Origin of the sequence: Proteus mirabilis ATCC 29906 (assembly GCF_000160755.1) — a bacterium.
In the GTDB taxonomy this organism is placed as follows: Bacteria; Pseudomonadota; Gammaproteobacteria; order Enterobacterales; family Enterobacteriaceae; genus Proteus; species Proteus mirabilis.
In genome coordinates this window covers 417,726-436,794 of sequence record NZ_GG668578.1, presented here as the reverse complement: position 1 = coordinate 436,794, position 19,069 = coordinate 417,726, and the positions used below count along the sequence as shown (strand labels likewise).

The following is a 19,069-nucleotide window of genomic DNA, read 5'->3' as shown; positions in this document are numbered from 1 at the left end:
TGATGAAGAAAACACTTTGCTCTACAGGTTTACGCTGGCTCTGGTTGGCTATTGCTGTAGTGGTGTTGGACTTAGGTACAAAACAGTATTTCATGCAGACATTCCGTCTGTATGAATCTGTGGCTGTCATGCCTTTTTTCAACTTCACTTATGCTCATAACTATGGCGCAGCTTTTAGCTTTTTAGCCGATAAAGGCGGATGGCAACGTTGGTTTTTTGCATTAATCGCACTGGCAATCTGCATTGTCTTAGTGGTGATGATGTATAAAAATAAAGCGAGTGCCAAGCTAAGTAATATTGCTTATGCGCTTATTATAGGCGGAGCATTGGGTAATCTTTCTGATCGTCTGATCCATGGATTTGTCATCGATTTTCTGGACTTTTATGTCGGTGATTGGCATTGGCCTACTTTTAATATTGCTGATGTGTCTATTTGTCTTGGTGCAGGTTTAATTATCATTGAGAGCTTTTTCCCTGATAAGAATGCCAGCCCACAAGAAACCAACAAGCAGAAGTAATCTGACAGATCAGTTAACTAAAATAACCCCTGCCTAATGGCGGGGGTTACGCTTAATAGAAGGTATTAGTATGAGTATGCAGATCCTCAATAATAGTGCGGTATTGCTGAATTTCACCTTAAAATTGGCAGACGGCTCTGTTGCTGAATCTACACAAGCACATGGAAAACCGGCGTTATTTCGTCTTGGTGATGAAAGCTTATCGCCTGCTTTAGAAGCAGAGTTGGTAGGACTTAAAGAAGGGGAAAAGAAAACCTTCACGCTTGCGGGGGAGCATATTTTTGGTAAATATAATCCTGATCTTATTCAATACTTTATGCCTTCTGATTTTGCGCAATCCGGTATTCCTGAAACAGGTACCATTATGCTGTTTACGGCAATGAATGGTAATGAAATGCCAGGAATTGTGCAGGAAGTGACGGAAGATTCTGTTACTGTCGATTTTAATCATCCATTAGCGTTACAAGATGTCACATTTGATATTGAAGTCGTCAGTATTGATCCACAGGAGGAAACAACAAATGCAAATATTGCTGGCTAACCCACGAGGCTTTTGTGCGGGTGTTGACCGAGCTATCAGCATTGTTGAACGTGCATTAGAAATCTATGGCGCGCCAATTTATGTACGCCACGAAGTGGTTCATAATCGATATGTAGTCAATGATTTACGCGAACGTGGTGCTATTTTTATTGAAGAAATCTCCGAAGTGCCGGATAACGCTATTTTGATCTTCTCAGCACACGGTGTTTCTCAAGCTATTCGCCAAGAGGCACGCTCTCGTAATTTAACGATGCTTTTTGATGCCACTTGTCCTTTAGTGACCAAAGTACATATGGAAGTCGCAAGGGCGAGCCGTAAAGGTAAAGAGGCCATTTTAATTGGCCATGCCGGACACCCAGAAGTTGAAGGGACGATGGGGCAATACAGTAACCCAGAAGGGGGAATGTATTTGGTTGAATCTCCAGATGATGTATGGAAACTAAAAGTGAAAGATGAAGATAATCTTTGCTTTATGACACAAACTACATTATCCGTCGATGATACTTCCGAAGTGATTGATGCCTTAAATAAACGATTCCCTAAAATCATCGGGCCCCGTAAAGATGATATCTGCTATGCGACAACCAATCGTCAAGAAGCTGCTCGAGAGCTTGCAGAGCGTGCCGATGTCGTGTTTGTTGTTGGCTCTAAAAACTCATCTAACTCAAATCGATTAGCAGAGCTTGCACAACGTGCAGGCAAACCCTCTTATTTAATCGATAGTGCTGAAGATATTGATGAAATATGGGTAAGCCATGCCAATATTGTTGGGGTGACAGCAGGAGCATCAGCACCAGATATTTTAGTTCAACAAGTCTTAGCACGATTAAAGGCCTTTGGTGCAGAAGAAGTGATTGAGCTATCTGGCAGAGAAGAAAACATTGTTTTTGAAGTGCCAAAAGAGTTACGTCTTGACTATAAAGTAGTCGAATAATAACAATAGCTATAAACATTTAATTTACCAAGCAGAGCCAAGGCTCTGCTTTTTTTATCTCCTTTTTTATAAATCGTAAAATTTAATGAATAATCATGCGGTTCATCGCTTTTGCTGATGATCTCTATCCTTTTGTTCGTTTTTCTTATTATCGTCGTTAAATGCTGGCATCAAACGAATGACATCGTTAATCTGTAAAGTATTAATAAAGATCATAAGTGTTATTAAGGAGAACATAGATTATGTCTGCAACAGAACTTCGTCTTGCCGTAGTGGGGGCTGGAGGGCGTATGGGGCGCCAGCTGATCCAAGCGATTAATCAGCAACAAGGTGTGGTATTAGGTGCTGCTTTTGAACGTACTAATTCTTCATTGATAGGGGCTGATGCAGGAGAGTTAGCGGGAATTGGTCATATCGGTATCACTGTTACTGATAATTTATTAGCTCAAGTAGGGCAATTTGATATTTTAATCGATTTTACGCGTCCAGAGGGTACGTTGTCCCATCTGGCATTTTGTGTTGAGCATCATAAAGGCATGATTATTGGAACTACCGGTTTTGATGAAGAAGGTAAAAAAGCCATTAATTGTGCTGCACAAACTATTCCTATTGTCTTTGCTGCTAACTTTAGTGTTGGCGTTAATTTAGTGCTTAAATTATTAGAAAAGGCAGCTAAAGTGATGGGATCTTATAGTGATATTGAAATTGTAGAAGCTCACCATCGTCATAAGGTTGATGCACCATCTGGTACGGCCTTAGCGATGGGCGAGTCGATTGCAGAGACTTTAGGTCGTGATCTGAAAGATTGTGCGGTTTATCAACGAGTTGGACATACAGGAGAACGTGATCCTAGCAGTATTGGCTTTGCGACTATTCGTGCAGGGGATATTGTGGGTGAACACACTGCTATTTTTGCAGATATTGGTGAGCGAGTAGAGATTAGCCATAAGGCCTCGAGTCGAATGACCTTTGCAAATGGTGCAGTTAAGTCAGCTATTTGGTTAAGTGAAAGAAAATCGGGTCTTTATAATATGAAAGATGTGCTTTCTTTAGAAGAATTGTGATTTTATTTTATATTTAATTCATTGAAAACCCATGATTATTTATATTATTTGTGGGTTTTTGTTGTTGTTTATATAATATTTGTTTGTTGTTTTTGTTTTTTTATAACTTCCTTTATTTTCTTCCATTTTTATAGTTAAAATTTCGCTTAAGTCTCTTTTTTTCTTTTCTCTATCATCTTTTTAAAATATCTTGGTAAGCAAACGGTTAAATTTGTAAGATTGGTGATAGAAATTGTCATTTAGCTGATTAAATTGCTAATGATTGATATTTTTTTAATTAAAAGAGTGTTTTTTCTAGACATCTGCTCATGGGATCTTTAGAATGCGCCCAATTTGCCAAAAATTTGCCCAAATTTATGTTTTTGGCATTGATTTAGAGTCTTAAATCTGAATTAATATGCATGAAATGTGATTTATTATTCTCTGGAGGGCGTTTTGATTAAATCAGCTATACTGGTTCTAGAAGATGGGACCGAATTCCACGGCAGGTCGATAGGCGCAGAAGGCGCTGCTATCGGTGAAGTCGTTTTTAATACTTCCATGACCGGTTACCAAGAAATATTAACCGACCCTTCTTACTCCCAACAAATTGTTACTCTCACCTATCCTCATATTGGCAATACCGGCGTTAATTCCTCAGATGAAGAATCAGCAACTATCCATGCTCAAGGGTTAATTATTCGCGATTTACCCCTAGTGATGAGTAATTATCGTGCCGAAGAGAGCTTAGCCGATTACCTTAAACGTCATCAGATTGTGGCGATAGCTGATATTGATACACGTAAATTGACGCGATTATTGAGAGAAAAAGGCGCACAAAACGGTTGTATTATCGCAGGCACTCATCTTGATGCTAAACAAGCGCTTGAAAAAGCGAAAGCGTTTCCAGGATTAAAAGGAATGGATTTGGCGAAAACGGTGACAGTGAAACAACCTTATCAATGGACACAAGGCAGTTGGACATTAACAGGGGAGTTGCCCGCCACTCAATCACCACAAGATCTCCCTTTACATGTGGTGGCCTATGATTTTGGTGTGAAACGTAATATTTTACGTATGTTGGTGGATAGAGGCTGTCGAGTGACAGTGGTTCCAGCACAAACCTCAGCCCAAGAAGTGTTAGCGCTCTCACCTGATGGCATTTTTCTCTCTAATGGTCCGGGGGATCCAGAGCCCTGTGATTATGCAATTGACGCCATCCAAACTTTCTTAACTACCGATATTCCAGTATTTGGTATCTGCTTAGGGCATCAATTATTAGCCTTGGCGAGTGGTGCAAAAACCGTAAAAATGAAATTTGGTCATCATGGTGGCAATCATCCCGTTAAAGATTTAGATAATAACAGTGTGATGATCACCGCCCAAAACCACGGCTTTGCTGTTGATGAAGTATCATTACCTGATTGTTTAAGGGTGACACATAAATCACTATTTGATGGTTCGCTACAAGGTATTCATCGCACAGATAAAGCTGCATTTAGTTTCCAAGGTCACCCAGAAGCGAGCCCAGGGCCTCATGATGCGGCGCCGCTTTTTGATCACTTTATTGAACTTATTGAGCAATATCGTCAAAACCTGCAATCAGTGACAAACAAATAAATCAGGAGTGAAAAAAATGGCTAAAAGAACAGATATTAAAACAATCCTGATTTTAGGTGCAGGCCCGATTGTGATTGGTCAAGCGTGTGAATTTGATTATTCAGGCGCACAAGCGTGTAAGGCACTGCGCGAAGAGGGATATCGTGTTGTTTTGGTAAATTCAAATCCTGCTACCATTATGACAGATCCTGAAATGGCAGATGCCACTTATATTGAGCCTATTCATTGGCAAGTGGTCAGAAAGATTATTGAGAAAGAGCGCCCTGATGCCATATTACCGACAATGGGCGGACAAACGGCATTAAACTGTGCCTTAGAATTAGAGCGTCAAGGGGTGTTAACTGAATTTGGCGTAACAATGATAGGTGCAACGGCTGATGCTATTGATAAAGCGGAAGATAGACAACGCTTTGATAAAGCGATGAAAAAAATTGGTCTGGATACGGCTCGTTCAGGCATCGCTCATACTATGGACGAAGCATTTGCAGTGGCTGAGCAAGTGGGTTTCCCTTGTATTATTCGCCCTTCATTTACTATGGGGGGAACGGGAGGCGGGATCGCCTATAATCGTGAAGAATTTGAAGAAATTTGTACTCGAGGTTTAGATTTATCACCGACAAATGAACTATTAATTGATGAATCATTAATTGGCTGGAAAGAGTATGAAATGGAAGTGGTGCGCGATAAAAATGATAACTGCATTATCGTTTGCTCCATTGAAAACTTTGATGCGATGGGGATCCATACCGGTGACTCTATCACGGTTGCTCCAGCGCAAACGCTAACAGACAAAGAATATCAAATTATGCGTAATGCCTCGATGGCAGTATTACGCGAGATTGGGGTTGAAACCGGTGGCTCCAATGTGCAATTTGCCGTTGATCCTAAAACAGGGCGTTTAATTGTTATTGAAATGAACCCTCGTGTTTCTCGCTCATCAGCATTAGCGTCAAAAGCAACAGGTTTCCCAATTGCAAAAGTCGCGGCAAAACTTGCAGTAGGTTATACCCTCGATGAGTTGATGAATGATATCACTGGAGGAAGAACCCCAGCCTCTTTTGAACCTTCTATTGATTATGTAGTGACTAAAATCCCTCGCTTTAACTTTGAAAAATTTGCCGGTACCAATGACCGTTTAACCACGCAAATGAAATCTGTTGGTGAGGTGATGGCTATTGGGCGTACTCAACAAGAGTCAATGCAAAAAGCATTACGCGGACTAGAGGTTGGTGCAACTGGGTTTGATCCTAAAGTAAACCTCGACGATCCCGAAGCGCTCACCAAAATTCGTCGTGAATTAAAAGAAGCCGGATCGGATCGCATTTGGTATATCGCGGATGCTTTCCGCGCTGGAATGTCGGTTGATGGGGTGTTTAATCTCACCAATATCGATCGTTGGTTCTTAGTGCAAATAGAAGAGATTGTTCGCCTAGAAGAGCAAGTGGCACAACTTGGTTTAGCTGGTCTAAATGCTGATTTCTTGCGTCAATTAAAACGTAAAGGTTTTGCTGATGCGCGCCTAGCTAATATCTTGAATGTGAAAGAGCAAACCATTCGCCAATTAAGAGAACAATATCAATTACACCCAGTTTATAAACGGGTTGATACTTGTGCGGCAGAATTTGCTACGGATACCGCTTATATGTACTCCACTTATGAAGAAGAGTGTGAGTCGGATCCAAATCAAGACAAACCTAAAGTGATGGTCTTAGGTGGTGGTCCAAATCGTATCGGTCAGGGGATAGAATTTGATTATTGTTGTGTTCATGCCGCTCTAGCATTACGGGAAGATGGGTATGAAACCATTATGGTCAATTGTAATCCAGAAACGGTTTCAACGGATTATGATACTTCCGATAGACTTTATTTTGAGCCAGTCACCCTTGAAGATGTATTAGAAATAGTACGGATCGAAAAACCACAAGGCGTGATTGTGCAATATGGTGGTCAAACGCCATTAAAATTAGCAAGAGCTTTAGAAGCTGAAGGGGTGCCTGTTATCGGCACCAGTCCTGATGCAATCGATAAGGCAGAAGACAGAGAACGTTTCCAAAAAGCCGTGGATAAGTTAGGGTTAAAACAACCAGAAAATGCCACAGTGACGACATTAGAAGAAGCGGTAGATAAGGCAAAATCTATTGGTTACCCGCTGGTGGTACGTCCATCTTATGTCCTTGGTGGACGAGCAATGGAAATTGTTTACGATGAAATTGATTTACGTCGTTATTTCCAAACGGCGGTCAGTGTTTCTAATGATGCTCCCGTACTGTTAGACCGATTCCTAGATGATGCCATTGAAGTGGATGTTGATGCGATTTGTGACGGTCAGCAAGTGGTGATAGGCGGTATTATGGAGCATATCGAACAAGCGGGTGTTCACTCTGGAGACTCTGCTTGCTCTCTACCTGCTTATACTTTAAGCCAAGATATTCAAGATATAATGCGCAAGCAAGTACGTGAACTTGCTTTTGAATTAGGCGTTAAAGGGTTGATGAACGTACAGTTTGCGGTGAAAGGTAATGATGTTTATCTTATCGAAGTGAATCCTCGCGCCGCACGTACAGTGCCTTTTGTCTCTAAAGCAACCGGTGTGCCATTAGCAAAAGTTGCTGCTCGAGTAATGATAGGACAAAGTCTTGAACAGCAAGGCGTTACCAAAGAGGTGATCCCTCCTTACTACTCGGTTAAAGAGGTGGTACTCCCCTTTAATAAATTCTCAGGTGTCGACCCTATTTTAGGGCCTGAAATGCGATCTACCGGTGAAGTGATGGGGGTTGGTGCTACTTTTGCACAAGCTTTTGCTAAAGCGATGTTAGGTAGCAATTCCACCATGAAGAAAAAAGGAAGAGCGCTACTTTCGGTTCGTGAAGGTGATAAAAAACGTGTCGTTGATTTAGCAACTAAGCTATTGAAAAATGGTTTTGAGTTAGATGCAACACATGGTACTGCCATTGTCTTGGGGGAAGCCGGTATCAATCCTCGCCTAGTGAATAAAGTGCATGAAGGGCGACCTCATATTCAAGATAGAATTAAAAATGGTGAGTATGACTATATTGTCAATACGACTGCCGGTCGCCAAGCTATTGAGGATTCAAAACTGATCCGCCGTAGTGCATTACAATATAAAGTTCACTATGACACCACATTAAATGGCGGATTTGCGACAACACTGTCATTGAGTGCTGATCCTACTATTGATGTTATTTCAGTCCAAGAGATGCATGCAAAGATAAAAAAATCTTAACTTTTTAGTTGTCGTTATACCAATCCCGAATAGGTATTAATTACCTATTCGGGATTTTTCTTTTTTTCTATGTAATAGAAAAAAGAAAGCCCCACATAACGACATGTAGGGCGAGTGCAAAACAAAGAGGTGGGTGCAGATCTTTTTTCAAGAATGGAGGCAAGAAAATAAAATAAGTAAATTTCTTTGTTTTAGCGGATTGATTTTGTCTTTTTTAGATGTCAGTGTCAACAAGAATATTTATTAGTTATTCATGTAACATGTTGTTTTAATTTGATTAATTTTAAAAAATACTACCAGTAAGGTATAGAGGTGAGGGAAAATTCTGCTACTATAGCGGTGGGTGCTTGGATCGTTTTGGTTCAAGCATTGCGCTAGAGCCAAAAAGACAAAAGCCCCGAATTTTATTTTCATAAAATCCGAGGCAGTCTCAAAGCTCAACAACTTGATTCTGCCTCCTTTATTAAAAGGAGTCAATCAAATTGACGAAAATAACCTTATTTGGCATTACGGTTGTCTGTGTGACGGTACTTATGTTTGCTTTAATTGTCGGTGAACGATTATGTTCGCTTAACATTAGTAACGGAAACATGGTCGTTCAAGCTGTTTTGATGTGTCATCAATAGCTTGATGGGGGAGGTTTCCTCCCCCCAATTTTTGTTCAAGTTGTGAGATATGTGGTACAAGCACCCGGTCTTTAAAAATATCCCCCTATTTGGCCATCCCAATGAAATTCTTTTTTAAGATAACTGGATCTGTTACCTATGGTTATATTTGCTTTTAACGTACCATGACCAGAATCATTAATTCTACATTCTTCGTCTAATGCGTAGTGTGCTGATGTCGGCGATATTTCAGCTATTTTTTTAGAATGCTCGCTAAATATAATCTTATCTGGATAAGTTAATTTCTCATTAATATGTCCGATGAGTTTATCCGATGGATTTAATGTTACATCATATAATTCCGTAGTAATATAAATGGGATAAAGTAACTTTTTCGGCTCACCTTTAAATACTAATCTTGGCGTTAAAATAAGATGTGTTGTAGTGGTTGACCAACCATTTTGACAAGATGAAGCAAGGGTACCTGTATCTGTATAGATAAATTTAGAATTATAATCAAGAGAGATTATTTTATATGCGTTATTGGCAGGAAAATAGTCAATATTAATTTTATACTTTTTAGGATCGACATAAGGCTGATTATTACTATCAAAGGTTGTGACTTCTAGTGTTAATTGTTTTGGACTGGTTAGATATTGTTTCGGTACCTGAATTTTTACTGGGTCATGTATATTATATTTAGGTGCATAGTTTTGTCTTTCTTCTAAGGCGATAGAAGTGCCGTTTTCATCAAATAACTCGAAGTTAATCGCTTTAGGTGTGTCTGATGAAGACCATTTAACAATAAACTGATCGTCTGAAGTGTATAAAGGTTGCCAAGTTAAATCATCCAAATGTGTATTTGATTTGCTCTCTCCCGCAGATAGAAACTCAAATGAGTTAATTTTGATGCGAGGCGATGCTTGTATAATGACGTTATAGCTTTGCTCATGATCTTGAAAATAATTATTATTTTTCACCTCAAGTGTTAATGTTGTTTGCCCAATATTAAGGTTTTTGATAATCCCATCTGGGGTGATTTCAACTATGTTAGGTTGACTACTATACCAAGTTGCATTCGCTTCAACGGGGACATCTGGCGTAGGGCTTTGAGCCATCAATAATTTATCTGCAGCAGAATCAGGTGTTAATACAATATAATTCTTTTTAAAATAATAACTTAGTGCAGCTTTTTCTTGCTGATAGTCTACAGTTTGTCTATCAGCTAGGAATTTATCTGTAGCATCACTTTGTATTACTATTTTTGTTTTTCCTGGTTTAATGGCGGTTAAGTTACCTTTACTATCAATGGTGGCTACCAAGGTATCGCTACTAGAGAAATGAATGGGGGTATTTTTAACCTCTGGATTATCAAATTCCGCTGTTATTTGATGGGTAATGCCATCATTCCAGATCGATTGTATGGTGTGAGGAGAGGTTACTTTCAGTTTGGGTGGCGCTTTTTCTATCACTAAAGGATAGCTATTTTTAGCTGATGGATATTGCTCATTACCTAAGGTTTGTAAGGTAATAATTGTAGTACCAGCCTTTTTCATGGAGATTTGCCCACTTGTTGTATCAATGGAAGCAACAGTAGGATCAGAGCTTGACCATATTACCTGCATATTTTGTGGTACACCTTTATAACTTAACGCATCAATCACAGTTGATTTGTAGATTTCCTGTTGGATAGGTTTCTCAAAGGTAATTTCAGATTTAGGGATAGCCACTTTAATCGTCAATGGCTCTGCGATAGTTATTGTTTCAGCTTGAGCGGTTAAGATAATATCGGACATCGTATTTGCTGTAACATTTGTTTGATATTCACCATTGCCCACTGACTTTAATGGATTGTCACTAAAATTAGGCTTACCACTGATAGTTTTAATCTCAACATTCTTACCATCAATGGTATTACCGTATTTATCCATTAATTTTACGCTTAATAACGTACTATCTTTATTATCAGCATTTATAGAACGACGATGACTATTAAAGGTTGATTTATGAATATCTATTTCAGCCGGTATTACAGTAATATCTTGTGTTGATTTATAATTATTAGAATCAAGATAAGCGCTCATCTTCAAGCGTCCCGAGACATGACTAGTCACTCGATTCGTTGCTATCCCCTTATCATTAGTATAAGTGCTGTAATGATAATCATCTGCTGATCCGAGTAATTTCCATGACACAATAACATTAGGTAATACATTATTATTGGCATCAACGACAGTTGCTTGGTAGTTAACACCTTTATCTCCTGCGGTTATGGTTGTTCTATCAACCTCAACAGCGCGTATTTTCCATGTCGTCACATCGGCATTAAGTTGTAATATTTTTTGTTTTTTGAAATGGGTGCCATTTACCATAACACCAATCTGTGCTGTGCCCGATTGAGTTCCTGTTATTTCAATCTCATAGCGTCCCGGTGATATTTGTTGTGCTTGACTAAATTTGATGGTTGGATTTTTAGAAAATCCGCTTACTTGTTGGTTGGGGATGATATTTCCATTTTTATCTTTAATAACAAATGTCAATAATGCCTTATCTTTGCCATTAGCAATGATTTGACTCGGGTTCAACGACAGTTCTGACATCGTTTCATCAATGTGACCCGTTAAAAAGTGAACATCATCTGCTATATAAGTACCTGTTGCTAATATTGCGCTGGCTTTGGCAACACCGACAGAGCGTCGAGATAATCCAACTATTGCTACACCATTATCATCTGTAAAAGTTAATGGTGTTTCGAGTTGACTACCTTCATTCGTTGACCAAGCGACAGGTACACCCATACCGACAGGATTATCATGGTTATCAACTAAATAGGCTTTATAAGTAATAGACTCCCCAGCATGTGGTTGCATATTGCTAATAGTAAAGTTTTTCACCTTTGCTGTTGTGTTATTAGGGAGCACCGTTAAAGAAACGGATTGTTTTATTGCTAATGGAGCAACGTGAGCCGATAACGAGGTTTTTCCGGTTTTTAATGCGCTCACTTGGGCTTGATAAATGCCTTTTTGTTTCTCTTTAAAGGGCGTAATCGTTGTTTGTAAATTAGTCTGCGGCGTTAAGGTGATTTTATTGGCTAAGTTGGGCAATAAATTACCTTCTTTATCCTTTAAGGTTATTGTTACGGTCGCTTTATTTGCCCCTGCTACAATAGTGTCAGGGAATATGGCAACAGTAGAAAGAGAGGCCGAAATATCACCTTCCGTAAAGGTGACAATGTGATCAGCATTGACAGATTGTTGGTTATTGAGCACTGCCGTTACTTTCGCTTTTCCTGCCTGAGTACTTGAGAGGGTAATTTCAGCTATTCCTTGCTTATTGGTCATGCTTAATGGTGCTGCAAGCTTACCGAGATCACTTATCCAACCGACAGTAACGCCTTTTGATACTGGATTGTTATGTTTATCGGTGATTTGTGCTTGAATAATGACTTTGTCTTTACCATTCGCTGTTACGGTATAAGGTGCCATAACCTTAACGGAGTGGATCTTGACTGTTTTATTATCTGTTAAAAATCCTAAAGATTGCGTTACCGTAATACTATCAATAGTGGCGGTAATTTGACTGAGTCCCGCTTTTGTACCTCTAATATGAGCTTGATAATTGCCGTTAGCCGTTTCTGTGATTTTACTGAATTGGATGGTGCTGTTATCCCCAATTAACGCAATATCGTTACTACGACCTATTACCGGATTATCAAATTTATCACGCAGGTCTATTTTACCCACAGCAAAGGCATTACCATCGGCAATGATAGATTGTGGTTCAATCGTCAAATAACTATTTTGTTGCACTGGCGCTCCCGCAACAAAGGTTACCTGAATGCTTTTTTTCTCTTTATTTGATAAATAGGCGGTAATTGTTGTTGGCTGTGCTTTGGTTCCTGAAATGACAACTTGCGTTCTGCCTTTTTCATCTGTTTGAGTAGTAGTTTCATCAATATGATTAATACTTGATTGCCAATAGACAGGGATATTTTTCAATGGGTTATGATAAGCATCAGTTAAGTTTGCTACTACGGTAATGCTATCTTGGTTATCTGCTATGGCAGATTGCTTATTATTTAATGTCGTTAATGTGAGAGTGGCACTTTTGAGATCTGCAACGGCAACTAAGTTAGTTTGTGCATGTTGACCATTATTTAATCGCGCGGTGATGGTTGTGATACCTGATTGTGATGTTGTTAGCGTATTTTTGGCGATACCTTGAGCATCGGTCTTAGTTTGTTGCTGAGCAAATTGAGTACCAGCACTCCCTTGCCAATTAACAATAGTATCAGGAAGTTGATTACCCAGTTTATCTGTTACTATTGCAGTAAGTTCTGCGGGATCTTGCTTATCTGCAACAATCTGATTTTTATTAACCAATAATTCACTAATCAAAGCTTGTTGCCCATTAGCAATAAAAGTAATTGGCTCAGCAGTAAAGGCATTGTTATTTATACGCGCAGTTACCCGCACACTGAGTGCTTGTGTACTGGTTAACTTGTTGGTGGTGATCCCTTGCTCATTAGTCATTGTGGTATGTTCAATGTTAACAATACTTTTATCGTGCTCAGTTTCCCAGCTAATTTGTGCATGAGGGAGCGGCTTACCAAACTGATCTTGTACTAATGCAGTAAGGAAGACAGGGGTTTGACCATCTGCGACATGAGTTGTAGAGGATGCGGTTATGGAGACAATAACCCCCTTAGCTTGGTTGGCGATAAATTGGGTTGTCGCGTGAGTCATCTTGTCGTTTATTTTGGCCCTCACGGTGACCGTACCGGCGACTTTACTTATCATAGTGGTGGTCGCCTTACCTTGCTCGTCTGTGGTTAATATGGTTTGTTTTAATTGTGCTTGGTTATCTGCCGATAATGTCACATGAGTAGCGGGTATCGGATTATTTTGCTTATCAACAACTTGTAATGAAATGGTTTTTTCTGTTTTACCATCGGCTAGAGAAAGTGGTGGTGTGATCGTGAAGTTTTGTTGTGGAATATAGGCGCTATCATTATCCACACTAAAATGGACTTCAGTCGAATAGGTTATCCCTTTTACTTGTACACCAATCTGCGAACTCCCTACTTGAGTATTAGTCACTGAAGCAATAATCTCACCTTGTTCATCCGTTTTTCTTGAGCTAATGACATTAGCACCATTACTGGCAGTAAAGTTGACTGGATAATGAGCCAATGGATTGTGGTTGCTATCAGTGACTCGTACTTTGATTTTATTTTGACTTTTACCGTCGGCTGGCGCGTTATCTTTTGTAACCGTTAGGTTGCCTTTTGCAATATGGGCAGTTTGATTATCGGCAATAAGTGTCACGGTTGCTGAGTTGAAGGTATTATCACGGAATACGGGGGTTAGGGTTAATTTTTCCGGTATGCTTCCTGCTGTAACCGTTAATTGATATTTCCCAGCAGCTAAACGAGAGAAAGTAGAAATACGGCTATTGCCTTTTTCTGTATCAGACTGTTGCTGTAAAGTAATTTCTTTACTATCAATATCAACGGGTAAATTATCATTATCAACGATGGATAATATTAACTTTTGGGTTGCTTCACCGTTAGCGAATAGTTGGCTCTGTTTAGGTGAAAATAGGCTATTACGCGTATTGATTAACGATTTATCTACAATAACCGTTGTTTGAACAGGCGCTGAACGATTGCCATGGGTATCAATGGCAACAGCACTAATGATATAGCTATTTTTCTCAATTGCACCAATTTGATATTGAGGCAAAATCACGGTGTAGTGAGTTCCACCATGATGTTTTATTTGCCCGCCTTGGGCATTTAACTTACTTGCGGACCATTCAATATTGGCTAACGGATATTTTGTTTTTACTTGAACTTGTAAATCGCGCTCCTCTTTAGCATAACCATTTATTGAATCAACCATAGAAAGGAAAACTAAAGTTTCCTTTTTATATTCTAAAATCATATCGTTATTACGATTAACAAAGTCATAACGACTTCCTGCTAATGTACGTATTGCTTTGACATTATCAGGATTAAGTTGTGAAGCGAGTGATTCTCCTATGCGGTAGGACAAGTTGATATTCAAGTTATTATCAGCACGATCATGTAAGCCAATACGACGCTCGGCATTTAATGTGACTAATGGTATCGGAGTATAATTAATCCCTAATGTGTAGGTATGTGGATTTTTGTCCCGTTTATCTTTGCCAAATAGACCAACTTCTTTACCGTAGTATTGTTCAAAGATTAATTTAGTGCCTAATTGTGGATAAGCTGGAAAATAGCCTTCTGTTCGAATGTCCCAACCATTCGCAGGGCGTTCACTATAATCTAAGATATTATTAGAGGCTCGCCAACTTGATAGACGGTGATAATGGTTAGAACTTAATTTGAAATAGTCTCGCCAAATTTCGGCGCCAATTCCCAAACGATTATGATGATGCGTTAAATCATGATCATAAAAGCCATTAATGCCGACCATAAATTTTTCAGTAAAATAGCGATAACCAATACCATAATTAAATTGGCTACGAAGATCTTTGCGATGATAGTTAGTTTGAGCAAAGATCAGCTTTTCTTTTTGTTCATATAATGGAATTAACAATTCCGCTGAGCTATTTTTTAAGGTGAGATTTTTATCTGCTGAAAGTGAAACTCGCGCATGCCCAAATTGATTAAGCCATTGTTCTATTTTCTGATTGGATTTACTGGAGATTTGGCTAATTGCATATTGTGTTACATCGATATCTTTATTGAGTAAAAATGAATTATCAACAATAATTTTAGCGAGCTCTTCGCCCTCTGTTGAGGGGATTGCCTCATCTTGATTATTGAGCCACTTTTTTTTTAATAAATATTCATTAGGAATATTAAGAATAGTTCCATCATTTATTTTTAGCTCACCCGTTAACGATACATGTTGTGGATTAGCTTCAATCAATTTAAATAATTTTATATTAAATTTTTTTGCGATAGATTCTGGGGTATCACCCGCTTTGACTTGATAAGTATTTTGTTGATTTATATCGCTAATATTATGTTTTTTAAAATTATTCTCATTGGCAAAAGTCTGCGTAGGCATGGTTGTCACAATAGGAAATGCTAATTGTATAAAAATATTAAGCCAAGCGACTTTTCTCGTAATAGAACTGGGGCGTGGGGAAGGTACATTATTTAACGTCGTCATTTTTAAACTCATCGTAACAAATAATGATGAGATTTTCGTATTTATAGTTTTTTTAGATATCAGAAACTGAACTTTAAGTAACTAACTTAACAATATATAAAAAATAGCAGATGAAAATTTTAAATGTAAATAAAGATTTAATTTGACTTAGTTAGACATGCGCTAATCATATATTAAAAAACAATAAATTTACTTTGTCTTATTTTAAAGTGTAATGATATAAAATATATATCATTGGTATAGTTAATAAAAAGCCAATAGCAAGAGTACTATTGGCTTACTTATAGAGCGTGAAATACTAGATATCAACAAAAGTATCAGGATCAGGCCCCAACCGCTTTCCTTTATCTAGTTGTTTTATTTCAGCAACTTCTTCTTTTTCTAATTTGAAATCAAAGATATGGAAGTTTTCTTCAATACGAGAAGGGGTAACTGATTTAGGAATAACAACCAAGCCACTATCTAAATGCCAACGTAACACAATTTGTGCCGGTGTTTTTTGGTATTTTTCTGCCAGTTTCTGAATAATTGGTTGATCAAACACGCCTTCGCCACCTTGTGCTAAAGGACTCCATGATTCTGTCACAATATTATGGGTGGTATTCCAAGCTCTTAATGAAGCTTGTTGCATCAATGGGTGAATTTCAATCTGATTAATGACAGGGGAAACGCCCGTTTCTGTAATAATGCGCTCAAGGTGCTCTTCTTTAAAATTACATACCCCAATACTTTTAACCAGTCCCTCTTTTTGTAACACAATCATCTGCTTCCAAGCGTCAAGGTATAGCTCGCGAGATGGCACTGGCCAATGCATTAAATAGAGATCAACATAATCAAGTTGTAATCGCTCAAGGCTTTCAAGTAATGCACCACGAGCATGGGATTGATCGTTGTTCCATAATTTGGTGGTAATAAATAATTCGTCTCGAGGAATAGTGCTTTGCTTTAATGCCTTACCAACACCTTCTTCGTTATGATAAATAGCGGCGGTATCAATCAGACGATAACCTGTGTCGAAAGCATGATGTACCGCTTTAATAACTTGATCATTATCTGCTTGCCAAACCCCAAGTCCAAGTTGTGGGATAGTGTTGCCATCAGATAGTTGGATCAATTTAGGATTACTCATTATATACCTCCAGTTGCCTTTAAGTACTTAGAGTGCTGCCATATAGATACGCTGGCTGACTTCCAAGGTGATATCCTGATGTTCACCGAGTGCGGTTTGTCCATGTTGTTGCAGTTTTTGCACTAAGGCTGGAATATCCGCTTCACTGATATTAAAGTCAGACAGCCGTGTTTTTAGTCCCATGCGTTCAAAGAATTTACGAGTCTCATTGATGGCGCTATCGATTTTAAATGCATCAGAGCCTTGATGGATCCCCCACACTTTTTGTGCATATTGGATCAACTTAGCGTATTTCTCCTGACGTTTTTCGTTTAATAGCGCGGGTAAGACAATCGCGAGGGTTTGTGCGTGATCAAGCCCGTGTAATGCAGTAATTTCATGGCCTAATGCATGGGTTGCCCAATCTTGCGGTACACCGACACCAAGAATACCATTAAGTGCTTGGGATGCTGTCCACATTATATTAGCACGGATATCGTAGTCTTGTGGTGAGGTGAGGGCTTTCGGTCCTTCTTCGATTAAGATCCTTAATAGGCCTTCTGCATACTCATCTTGTACAAGCGCATTTACCGGATAAGTGAGATATTGCTCTAAAATATGAATAAATGCGTCAACAACGCCATTAGCGGTTTGTCTTGGTGGTAAAGAAAACGTTGCAGTTGGATCTAAAATAGCGCAATGAGGATAAACATGTGGGCTAGCAAAACTTTGTTTATCCATCGTTTGTTTTTTACTGATCACGGAAAAACAATTGGTTTCAGATCCAGTTGCTGGAAGGGTTAGTACACAGCTTAATGGCAGTGCTTTTTCAATTGCCTGACCTCGGCTAGTGACAATCTCCCAAGGCTCTCCTTGATAAGGTATTGCAGCCGCAATAAATTTGGTTCCATCAACAACAGAGCCTCCTCCTACAGCCAGTAAATGAGTAATACCGTGATAACGAGCGTAAGCAACAGCTTTCATTAGCGTTTCATACGAAGGATTGGGTTCAATACCGCCAAACTCATGAATTTGATACCCTGGTAAGGCCGCATGCACTTGATCAAGTATCCCATTGCGCTTAATACTTCCACCGCCATAAGTTAATAAAATTCTTTCATTTTTCCCAATTTCAGAACGTAATTTTGCAATTTGTCCTTGACCAAAATGAATTCGAGTGGGGGAGTAATAAGTGAAATTTTGCATGGTTGTTTCCACCTTAATTTTATGTTCTTGATATGCTGTAGCATGACAAATCATTAGGAAAAATTATTTCACTGTATATAGACGGGATAATATGACATCACTATAACAGCGGGGTTATGAATGCGAGTGTTAAACCCTTTTTTTCATAACTATAGTTATTAATTGTAGTTAATTTATAAGGAGTAGTATGAAAAGTCATTATTTAACATTAAACCAAGCTCATTGGGATAAACAAGCCGCAATGCAAAATCAATGGTCTAAACCCGTGGACGATAAAGAAATTATCGAGGCAAAAAAAGGAAACTGGAAAGTACATTTAACGCCGAATCCCGTTAAAAAGGAGTGGTTAGCAGATATTAAAGGTAAAAATATACTCTGCTTAGCTTCAGCTGGTGGGCAACAAGCACCTATTTTAGCTGCTGCTGGTGGTATTGTGACCGTTTTTGATTTATCTGAAGGGCAACTGAGTAAAGATAGTCAATTGGCACAAAAACATCAGTTAGCTTTAACTACTCAACAAGGGGATATGGCTGATTTATCGGTATTTTCTGATGAAAGTTTTGATATTGTTTTTCATCCAATTTCAAATCTTTATGTACCTGATGTTAATCCTGTTTGGCAAGAATGTTATCGTGTATTGAGAAAAAACGGAGTTCTTATGGCGAGTTTTTATAACCCTGTAGTTTTTGTTGATGACAGAAATCAGGCATTGCGTGCACAAGGATTAATGAGACCGACTTATCGTTTGCCTTATAGTGATCAAAATTCATTACCTTCAGATATTTTGCAAGAAAAAATTGCAAAGGGAGACGGACTTGTATTTGGTCATTCGTTGACAGATTTGATTGGTGGGCAATTAAGAGCAGGTTTTTTATTACAAGATTTTGTTGAAGATTTTGCTCCTCAGGCTCGTTTTTTAATTGATAGTTATATTCCAACATTTCTTGCTTCGAAAGCCATTAAAATATAATAAATCAATTAGTTGAAATATTACCATTACAATAATAAATCTGTTTTATAAATATCTTAATAGGATAGGAGATAAGAAAATGAACAACTGAACGTGTGTCACAGCATCGAA

Annotated in this window: 11 protein-coding genes; 8 read left to right on the top strand and 3 right to left on the bottom strand. The window is 38.7% G+C overall.

What is annotated here, in order from left to right; genetic code table 11:
- Positions 1-2: 2 nt before the first annotated feature.
- From lspA to HMPREF0693_RS18585, 7 genes are all read left to right on the top strand, one after another.
- The gene (lspA, locus tag HMPREF0693_RS10040; protein WP_004245206.1) at positions 3-518 is read left to right on the top strand and encodes a signal peptidase II; all 516 of its coding nucleotides are present in this window, start codon (positions 3-5) and stop codon (positions 516-518) included.
- Positions 519-588: 70 nt separating this feature from the next.
- Complete coding sequence (fkpB, locus tag HMPREF0693_RS10035) at positions 589-1,059, top strand: FKBP-type peptidyl-prolyl cis-trans isomerase (protein WP_004245205.1); 471 nt, start codon at positions 589-591, stop codon at positions 1,057-1,059.
- Entirely contained in the window at positions 1,040-1,993 is a 954-nt protein-coding gene (gene ispH, locus HMPREF0693_RS10030; protein WP_004245204.1) for a 4-hydroxy-3-methylbut-2-enyl diphosphate reductase, read from the top strand. Before fkpB ends, ispH begins: the two co-directional genes overlap by 20 nt.
- 242 nt (positions 1,994-2,235) lie before the next feature.
- Complete coding sequence (dapB, locus tag HMPREF0693_RS10025) at positions 2,236-3,057, top strand: 4-hydroxy-tetrahydrodipicolinate reductase (RefSeq protein ID WP_004245202.1); 822 nt, start codon at positions 2,236-2,238, stop codon at positions 3,055-3,057.
- A gap of 435 nt (positions 3,058-3,492) precedes the next feature.
- Positions 3,493-4,656, top strand: a complete 1,164-nt coding sequence (carA, locus tag HMPREF0693_RS10020) for a glutamine-hydrolyzing carbamoyl-phosphate synthase small subunit (RefSeq protein WP_017827376.1) — start codon at positions 3,493-3,495, stop codon at positions 4,654-4,656.
- 16 nt (positions 4,657-4,672) lie between these two features.
- Positions 4,673-7,900, top strand: coding sequence for a carbamoyl-phosphate synthase large subunit (carB, locus tag HMPREF0693_RS10015; RefSeq protein ID WP_004245199.1), 3,228 nt, complete (start codon positions 4,673-4,675; stop codon positions 7,898-7,900).
- 482 nt (positions 7,901-8,382) lie between these two features.
- Positions 8,383-8,526: a Hok/Gef family protein gene (locus HMPREF0693_RS18585; RefSeq protein WP_004245198.1), complete on the top strand. Its 144-nt coding sequence runs from the start codon at positions 8,383-8,385 to the stop codon at positions 8,524-8,526.
- 71 nt (positions 8,527-8,597) lie between these two features.
- On the opposite strand, the gene HMPREF0693_RS10010 is transcribed toward HMPREF0693_RS18585, so the two are convergent.
- From HMPREF0693_RS10010 to HMPREF0693_RS10000, 3 genes are all read right to left on the bottom strand, one after another.
- The gene (locus HMPREF0693_RS10010) at positions 8,598-15,674 is read right to left on the bottom strand and encodes an Ig-like domain-containing protein (RefSeq protein ID WP_017827377.1); all 7,077 of its coding nucleotides are present in this window, start codon (positions 15,672-15,674) and stop codon (positions 8,598-8,600) included.
- Between the two features lie 298 nt (positions 15,675-15,972).
- A complete protein-coding gene (gene dkgA, locus HMPREF0693_RS10005; protein WP_004245195.1) occupies positions 15,973-16,803 on the bottom strand; it encodes a 2,5-didehydrogluconate reductase DkgA in 831 nt (276 codons plus the stop codon).
- 27 nt (positions 16,804-16,830) lie between these two features.
- Entirely contained in the window at positions 16,831-17,988 is a 1,158-nt protein-coding gene (locus HMPREF0693_RS10000; protein WP_004248982.1) for an iron-containing alcohol dehydrogenase, read from the bottom strand.
- A gap of 187 nt (positions 17,989-18,175) precedes the next feature.
- Here HMPREF0693_RS10000 and HMPREF0693_RS09995 point away from each other — a divergent pair, with 187 nt between their 5' ends.
- A complete protein-coding gene (locus tag HMPREF0693_RS09995; RefSeq protein WP_004245193.1) occupies positions 18,176-18,958 on the top strand; it encodes a class I SAM-dependent methyltransferase in 783 nt (260 codons plus the stop codon).
- The last annotated feature ends 111 nt before the right edge of the window (positions 18,959-19,069 follow it).

What these genes read in the sequence shown, in the direction of transcription:
- lspA (WP_004245206.1), top strand. Translation starts at nt 3, where the DNA reads ATGAAGAAAACACTTTGCTCTACAGGTTTACGCTGGCTCTGGTTGGCT.
- dapB (WP_004245202.1), top strand. Translation starts at nt 2,236, where the DNA reads ATGTCTGCAACAGAACTTCGTCTTGCCGTAGTGGGGGCTGGAGGGCGT.
- fkpB (WP_004245205.1), top strand. Translation starts at nt 589, where the DNA reads ATGAGTATGCAGATCCTCAATAATAGTGCGGTATTGCTGAATTTCACC.
- HMPREF0693_RS10010 (WP_017827377.1), bottom strand. Translation starts at nt 15,674, where the DNA reads ATGACGACGTTAAATAATGTACCTTCCCCACGCCCCAGTTCTATTACG.
- HMPREF0693_RS09995 (WP_004245193.1), top strand. Translation starts at nt 18,176, where the DNA reads ATGAAAAGTCATTATTTAACATTAAACCAAGCTCATTGGGATAAACAA.
- dkgA (WP_004245195.1), bottom strand. Translation starts at nt 16,803, where the DNA reads ATGAGTAATCCTAAATTGATCCAACTATCTGATGGCAACACTATCCCA.
- ispH (WP_004245204.1), top strand. Translation starts at nt 1,040, where the DNA reads ATGCAAATATTGCTGGCTAACCCACGAGGCTTTTGTGCGGGTGTTGAC.
- HMPREF0693_RS10000 (WP_004248982.1), bottom strand. Translation starts at nt 17,988, where the DNA reads ATGCAAAATTTCACTTATTACTCCCCCACTCGAATTCATTTTGGTCAA.
- carB (WP_004245199.1), top strand. Translation starts at nt 4,673, where the DNA reads ATGGCTAAAAGAACAGATATTAAAACAATCCTGATTTTAGGTGCAGGC.